Raw genomic sequence first — 6,250 nt, 5'->3', positions numbered from 1 at the left:
GTTGGTATATCACTTCTGGATGAGTACATTTACGATCGTCCATCATACTGCCGCAGATATTCCGTTTAATCCTGAAGGTGAGTGGAACGAAGCGGTCGCGCAGTTATCTGGTACCGTACATTGTGACTACCCAGCTTGGGTCGAGTTCCTCTGTCACGATATCAATGTCCATGTGCCACATCATGTTTCGATCGCTATTCCTTCTTACCGATTGCGTGAAGCTCACGCCATCATCAAAGACAATTGGGGTGAATATATCAAGGAACGGAAGTTCACTTGGGAAATGATGAAAGATATCACTGATAAATGTCATATCTATGAAGAGAACGAATTTTATCAAACTTTCCGCGAATTTAACGCTAATAACTAGCAATATGTCAGTAAGATAAACAACGAGGTGGGCAAAAGCCCACCTTTTTTATTAATGTATCTTCCTTCGATCGACAAATACACTACGGGTCTGTAGGGGCAGGTTGATGCTAGAAATTATGCGATCTGTAGCGATCTCCAGACTTGTTAGGACACATCCCCGACTTCTTCTCTTCGAGACGCTACGCGAACGAGAAGTCGGGGATGTAGCAGTAATGGTCGCATTGTTCTAACAGCCTTGGCGGTTGCTATGCATATCGTTAGCAACGAACCTGCCCTAACGCACAAACAGCTCTGAGGATTCAACTCACAACATTTAGATGTTGGTAGGGGAGGGCTGGTTTGTTTGAAAATTGTGGTGTCTGGCGATCGTCTTTAGCATAAACCAGCCCCTACAGATACTGACGATGCCAAATCATTTAGATTCGCCACAGTCTCTGTCGAAGATAGTAAGTTAAAATAAAGCCTGGCTCACCTACACCCAATCGCCCAAACATGCAATTCATCGATCTCGCAGAAGTAGAAGTAGAATCCGGCAGTGGCGGCGATGGGATGGTAGCCTTTCGGCGGGAAAAATATGTCCCTGCTGGCGGCCCCGCTGGTGGTAACGGCGGCAAAGGCGGCTCGGTATACTTTACCGCTGTCGAAAATCTCCAAACCCTACTCGACTTTCGATACAACCGTCGCTTCAAAGCTGAAAATGGCACCAAAGGCGGCTCGAAAAATTGTACGGGTGCCACTGGCGAAGACCTAATTGTCGAGGTACCTTGTGGCACGATAATTTTTGATACGGCTACCGACGAACTCCTCGTCGATTTAGTCGAACCCGGCCAAACTTTTAAAGTCGTCGCGGGTGGTAAAGGTGGCTTGGGAAACGCCCACTTTTTGAGCAATAGCAACCGCGCGCCAGAATATGCCCTCCCCGGACAACCTCCCCAGCAAAAACGGATTCGCTTAGAACTAAAATTACTAGCCGAAGTCGGGATTATCGGTCTGCCAAATGCAGGTAAATCCACCCTGATTTCGGCACTTTCAGCCGCCCGCCCGAAGGTAGCCGACTATCCATTTACCACGCTAATACCCAATTTAGGTGTCGTCCGCAAGCCGTCTGGAGATGGGACATTATTTGCCGATATTCCAGGACTAATTGAAGGTGCCTCTCAAGGTGCTGGGTTGGGGCACGACTTTCTGCGACATATCGAGCGCACGCGCGTATTATTGCATTTAGTCGAGGCGACTAGTGAAGATCCGATCGGGGCTTACCAGACGATTCAGCAGGAGTTGACGGCTTATAATGACTCTTTGGCTACCCGACCCCAAATTCTGGCCTTGAGCAAGATCGATGCAGTAGATGAGGAGGAAGTCGCCGAAATCGCTCAAGCTCTGAGCGCGATCGCCAACCAACGAGTATTCTTGATTTCGTCAGCGACGCGGACGGGATTAGATCCATTGCTGCAAGAAGTGTGGCAGCAATTGGATAAATTAGCCGCAGAACGCCTTGCGGATAAACTCGCACTCGAACGTGCTGCATTTCCCGTCCTAAAATAACAAAATAGGTAGGTATAGTTTTTGACTACACCTACCTATTTGGCAGAATTGCTCTTCTATTACGGACAGGGAGGGATTCGAACCCTCGATAGAGTTACCCCTATAACACATTAGCAGTGTGCCGCTTTCGACCACTCAGCCACCTATCCAGATAGCGCAGATTTACTGACATTTGCCAATAATATCATGCTGGTTAGATTTTTACAAGATATTTCACCGCAACTATGACAACCACCCCGCTACCGCTTACTCAAGTCTCGGCTCACCCCGCCGATCGATTCGCGATCGGGTTTGCGCCTCTCTCCCTAGATGAAGTGTATCAATTGGCAGATGATGCGGGGAATGGGGCTGTAGTTGTCATGAGCGGGACAGTCCGCGATCGCACCGATGGTCGTGCGGTAGATTACCTCGAATACCAAGCCTACGAACCAATGGCAATCCGGGTCTTTGCCGCGATCGGGTGGGAAATTCGCGATCGGTGGCCGGATGTCAATCATCTCGTCATCTATCACCGGATCGGCAAACTCAAAATCGGCGAAATCAGCGTCCTGGTGGCTGTCGGTACACCCCATCGCGGCGAGGCTTTTGCCGCATGTCAATACGCGATCGATACTCTCAAACACCAAGCACCGATTTGGAAAAAGGAATGGTACACCGAAATCGACGGTCAAAAAGCCAGTACCTGGGTCAGTATTGGTGCCTGTGAAACGCCCTCATCGCCTCATTAGATCTCTGGCGAAAGTCTGAGGTTAACTGTGGGTAGAGGGTAGGCTTTAGGCTTTAGGGGATACGGAATAGAATGCAAGCGTCCCCGCTGTCTCGAAGCTTGCGCGCCGCCTAAGCGGCGGTCGCAACCGTCGGGAAACAAAGGCGTTGGCGTTGGCGTAGCCTGCCGTAGGCACAGCCACTCCGTTAGCGGCTTGCTCCCGCCTTTGTTCCCCGGCCATGGAAGCAAGACAAGACAGGAGTTACGCGCATCGCTCCCCGCTCCCCACTCCCCCCTCCTAACGAGCTTTACGCGGAAACGAAGGTAAATTCTGGCGGAGTAGCTCGGTAGACGATCGCACATTCCCAGCGTCTTGAAACTGTAAATCTGAATTCCATGCTGGTGGTTGGGCAACTTCGCGCTCGACTAGCGGTTTGAGGGCGAATCCTTTGACAAATAAGCTTCTAAAAAACTTCTTGGCGCGCCAAGCATCCACATAAAAATGGATGAGCACGCTCAGATACAGCAATGGGAAGATTTCGACGATCGTTAAATATTGCTCGTTTTTACTTCCACCTAAAATATTATCGAGGGCAGGGGCAATTGTCGCCAGTAGTCCACCCAACCCACCTAACAACAGCGCGAATGTTAGATTGTGCAGCTTGACATCGAGCAAAATTTCATAACCATGATACAGGCTGTTGATGTCGCCTTCGATCGTTGGAAATAAGCAGGCTGGTAAATGCAAAGACTTGTGTCCGACTATCCGAGTCGCGGAAAATTTAAACCCCTGGATCTGGCCGAAATAGCCCTGCTGTGTGGGTTTGAGATCGGAAGTATCGGTTTCTAGACTATCGAGACTCGCTCGATCGGTCGCCGAACTCACATAAATCGCACTTGCTAATCGCTGTGTAATTTGTGAGAAATCTAGCGTGCTGACAATCACACAACTATCGAAGGGAATTTTAATCATGGGATCTAGATTATTGAAATACCTACTGCAATTGAAACACTGAAAACACCAATCTGTCGGTAATAAATAACACCCTTAAGAATTCAGCTTATAGCTGTATTATAAATAGTTACTATACTCTGGTACTTTTTTGAGCAAAAATACTGAGTGCAATCGAGTCAAATTTAATGCTCAGTAGTCGAACCAGTGCTGAATTACGAGCCGCACCTCTATCTTTGGGTTGTAGTCTGGGTACTTTAATTGATGAGTGAGTAAGCGAAAGATCGATCGATTGTGTATGAAAGTAACTATAGCTGCAGTGACGGATGAGGTGACTCCATCTGGAGCGCAAATGACATCAATGGTGCAGGCAGCCAGCGATCCCCAGACTAGCCCCCAACTACTCTGCAAACTAGCGATGGCGGCAGATTGGCACCTGCGACAACTAGTCGCGAGCAATCCCAATACGCCAACGGAGACCTTGTGGCAATTAGGAATTGACTTTCCCGAAGCCATTTTAAATAATCCAATTTTTGAACTCCTACAGATAGAACAGCTTGACTTGGTCGCCACCATTCCGCAGCCGACCCTCACGAGTCTACTCCAATGCGATCGAGTACCCAAAAGCTTTATGGAGTATGCAGTGACTCAACAAGACTATAGTCTGTGGTTGGCAGTAGCTTACAATCCCCATACGCCGAGTAAACTGATCGAACACTTGGCTCAAAAATCCCGGGGTCGAGATCGCGAATTGATTCGGGCTGTGGCTGCCCATCCCCAGACACCTACACATTTGCTGGCGGAAATTACGGACATTGGTGCGGGCATCGCCCAGATTGTGGCCGAAAATGCCCAGACACCCATCCCCGTGCTCGAACAAATCTTGCGTAAGTATGGCAGTCCTTACGATCCGACTTTTACCATCCTGGTCGCCCTGCACCCGCAGCTAAATCCCCGCCTATTGATGCAGATGTATCTAGCACCGAGTGAGACAGCAGCACAATCCCTGTGGCTGGCAAAACAGCTCGATACCTCATCGACGCAGTTGACACAGCTAGCCGCGACCGATTGGCCGGTATTACTGCTGGCGATCGTCCGCCATCCTCAGACTCCCAGCGACACCATCGATTCGATTTGGCAGCAACTCCAGATCGATCCCGATGTACCTAGTCCGCTCGATCGACTTATTTATGATTCTTTTGCTAGTAATCCAAACACAGCTCCAAAACTGCGCAATGAGTTGCGGAAGTTATTGAAGTGACTAGAGGTAGCTAGTTGACAACTTAACTAGCAAATACCACAACTGTTTAGCCCTGACTGTCTTTATACTTGCATTGCGCTACCATGAATCCTCAAGATTTACAGACTTATCTCGATCGCTTAATTACCAACCAGCTCAAAATTAGCACCATGATTTGGGGTGCGCCCGGAATTGGTAAATCGAGCATCGTCAGACAACTCGCTACCGCCCATCAGCTCGAATTTATCGATATCCGGCTGAGTCAATTGGCTCCGACGGATTTGCGCGGCTTGCCGGTCGCCACAGATGGGGTATCCAAATGGTTGCCACCCGAATTTTTACCAACCCAGGGGCAGGGAATTTTGTTTCTCGATGAGATTAATATGGCTCCACCAGCGATGCAAGGGGTCGCCCAACAGCTCATATTAGATCGGCGAGTGGGGACTTATGTCGTCCCTGCTGGCTGGTATGTGTGGGCGGCAGGGAATCGCAAGGAAGATCGGGCGGGGGTGTTTGATATGCCCGCTCCGCTCGCCAATCGGTTCTTGCATTTACAAGTGGAGCCGGATTTTGAAAGTTTTAAGGCTTATGCCTTGCAGCAAGGGGTTCACGAGCAAATTATCGCGTTTTTGTCGTTTCGTCCGAGTTTACTGCACAAAATCGATCCGCACCAACCAGCTTGGTGTTCGCCGCGATCGTGGATGATGGCGAGTAGTTTACATGCGCATGGATTGGATGTCGCCCCCGCGATCGGGATGACAGCAAGTGCCGAATTTCAAGCCTTTATCGACATGTACCGGATGTTACCCGATTTACAGGCAATTTGCGAAGGCAAAGGCGATCGAATCCCGTTTCCAGTCGAGCCTTCGGCGCGCTACGCAACCGCGATCGGTTTGACAGTACATGCAGCAACAGATGTCGATCGGGCTTGTCATGCTTTTCGGTGGCTCAGTCGAGTCGCACCGGCTGAGTGGGTGCAGTTATTTATCTCAGATTTATTGGGCTTGATGCGATCGTGCGGACAACTAGGCTTATTTACAGCCCTAATTGAAAAAGACCCCTCGATTCAGAAATTTCTTCAAGACTATCGCCAATTGGCAGCATCTTTAAATTAATCGCCCATCAAAAACCCAACCGTCAGGGTTGGGTTATCTAGCTAGAGCTAATTCAACGATCGAGATAGTGCCGTCGCGCTTAGAAACCGTTGCGACCCCACACTACCATCGAAATCGACCAGGTAAATAATACTAACAGCGCGACCCAACCTAAAGTCAGAATATCCATAGTTTTAGTTAGAAGTATATTTTTATGCCTGCATCTATCATAATCCGTTGCGGACTTACTTAGCAAACAACATGATTAGGGGATAGGGGATAGGGGATAGGGGATAGGGGATAGGGGATAGGGGATAGGGGATAGGGGATAGGGGATAGGG

General features: G+C 49.2%; 8 protein-coding genes and 1 tRNA gene. 5 read left to right on the top strand and 4 right to left on the bottom strand.

Going from position 1 to position 6,250, the window contains the following annotated elements:
• Both RMO84_RS09540 and obgE read left to right on the top strand, forming a co-directional pair.
• On the top strand, window positions 1–370 hold a 370-nt coding region (locus RMO84_RS09540), incomplete at its 5' end, for a fatty acid desaturase (RefSeq protein WP_310488236.1).
• Window positions 371–864: 494 nt separating this feature from the next.
• Window positions 865–1,917, top strand: a complete 1,053-nt coding sequence (gene obgE / locus RMO84_RS09535; RefSeq protein WP_310488235.1) for a GTPase ObgE — start codon at window positions 865–867, stop codon at window positions 1,915–1,917.
• Between the two features lie 62 nt (window positions 1,918–1,979).
• On the opposite strand, the gene RMO84_RS09530 is transcribed toward obgE, so the two are convergent.
• Window positions 1,980–2,066: transfer RNA gene (locus tag RMO84_RS09530), tRNA-Ser, on the bottom strand.
• A gap of 75 nt (window positions 2,067–2,141) precedes the next feature.
• Here RMO84_RS09530 and RMO84_RS09525 point away from each other — a divergent pair.
• The gene (locus tag RMO84_RS09525) at window positions 2,142–2,645 is read left to right on the top strand and encodes a molybdenum cofactor biosynthesis protein MoaE (protein ID WP_310488234.1); all 504 of its coding nucleotides are present in this window, start codon (window positions 2,142–2,144) and stop codon (window positions 2,643–2,645) included.
• On the opposite strand, the gene RMO84_RS09520 is transcribed toward RMO84_RS09525, so the two are convergent.
• Window positions 2,642–2,872: a hypothetical protein gene (locus tag RMO84_RS09520; protein ID WP_310488233.1), complete on the bottom strand. Its 231-nt coding sequence runs from the start codon at window positions 2,870–2,872 to the stop codon at window positions 2,642–2,644. The two genes, RMO84_RS09525 and RMO84_RS09520, sit on opposite strands and share 4 nt — an antisense overlap.
• Before the next feature lie 49 nt (window positions 2,873–2,921).
• Window positions 2,922–3,596, bottom strand: a complete 675-nt coding sequence (locus tag RMO84_RS09515) for a hypothetical protein (protein WP_310488232.1) — start codon at window positions 3,594–3,596, stop codon at window positions 2,922–2,924.
• Window positions 3,597–3,873: 277 nt separating this feature from the next.
• Between RMO84_RS09515 and RMO84_RS09510 the strand changes: the two genes are divergently transcribed.
• Window positions 3,874–4,836, top strand: a complete 963-nt coding sequence (locus tag RMO84_RS09510) for a hypothetical protein (protein ID WP_310488231.1) — start codon at window positions 3,874–3,876, stop codon at window positions 4,834–4,836.
• Between the two features lie 83 nt (window positions 4,837–4,919).
• Window positions 4,920–5,930, top strand: coding sequence for a MoxR family ATPase (locus RMO84_RS09505; RefSeq protein ID WP_310488230.1), 1,011 nt, complete (start codon window positions 4,920–4,922; stop codon window positions 5,928–5,930).
• Between the two features lie 79 nt (window positions 5,931–6,009).
• Here RMO84_RS09505 and petN read toward each other — a convergent pair whose 3' ends face one another.
• The gene (gene petN / locus RMO84_RS09500; protein ID WP_295613425.1) at window positions 6,010–6,099 is read right to left on the bottom strand and encodes a cytochrome b6-f complex subunit PetN; all 90 of its coding nucleotides are present in this window, start codon (window positions 6,097–6,099) and stop codon (window positions 6,010–6,012) included.
• Window positions 6,100–6,250: the final 151 nt, after the last annotated feature.

Origin of the sequence: Chamaesiphon sp. VAR_69_metabat_338 (genome assembly GCF_031423935.1) — a bacterium.
GTDB lineage: Bacteria > Cyanobacteriota > Cyanobacteriia > Cyanobacteriales > Chamaesiphonaceae > Chamaesiphon.
The sequence above is the reverse complement of the archived record's forward strand: the minus strand, read 5'-3'. Positions and strand labels throughout refer to the sequence as shown.